This window comes from Jatrophihabitans sp. YIM 134969 (assembly GCF_054456675.1).
Genome location: NZ_JBTJEQ010000109.1, coordinates 1 through 929 on the forward strand (window position 1 = coordinate 1; position 929 = coordinate 929).

Here is a 929-nt window from a genome sequence, read left to right on the forward strand (position 1 = left end):
GTGGGCGGCGTCGTCGCGGCCGCCCGGACCGCCGCGCGCCCGGCGCCGCACTCGCCGCTCAACGTCGACATCGGCGCGCAGCGGCGCTACGGCGTGGCCCGCACCGCGCTCGAGGACTACCGCACCGTCCGTGCCGCCCGTGGCGGGACGGTCAACGACGTCGTCCTCGCGACGGTCGCCGGCGCCCTGCGCAGCTGGCTGCTGTTCCGCGGCGAGGCGGTGAACCCCGGTACGTCGGTGCGGGCGATGGTCCCGGTGTCCGTGCGTGACGACGCCGGGCGGGCCGGACCGTTCGGCAACGGGCGGGTCTCCTCGTACGTCGTCGACCTCCCGGTCGGCGAACCCAACCCGCTGGTGCGGCTGAGCCAGGTCACGTACGCGATGCGCGCCCACAGCGAGTCCGGACAGTCGATCGGCGCCGATTCCATCGTCGCGCTGGGAGGATTCGCCCCGCCGACACTGCACGCCATGGGCGCCCGCGCGGCCTACGGCCTGACCCGTCGGCTGTTCAACCTGGTTGTCACGAACGTGCCCGGCCCCCAGTTCCCGCTCTACGCGGCGGGCGCCCGGCTCGACGAGCTGTTCCCGATCGTGCCGCTCGCGCGCGGTCAGGCGATCGCGGTCGGCCTCACCTCCTACGACGGCGGCGTCTACTACGGCCTCAACGCCGACCGGGACGCCATGCCCGACGTCGACGTCCTCGGCTCGCTCATCGAGGAGTCGCTCGCCGAACTGGTCCTCGCCGCTCGTGAGGCCGGGCCACGGCCGGGCGTCCCCACGGCGGGCGACGCCACGACCGTCACCCCGCGTCCGACCCCGGTCCGATCCGCGGCCGCGCGGTCCACCCCACGGTCCACGGCCCGGAAGTCCGCTCCCCGCACGCGTGCCGGTCACGGCGGCGACCGCGCGCCCGACGCCGCGGCTCCGCT

Annotated in this window: 1 protein-coding gene; it reads left to right on the top strand. The window is 75.8% G+C overall.

The window, feature by feature from the left end:
* A partial coding sequence (locus ACXR2U_RS24070) for a WS/DGAT domain-containing protein (protein ID WP_458827624.1) occupies window positions 1-929 on the top strand: 929 nt, incomplete at both ends.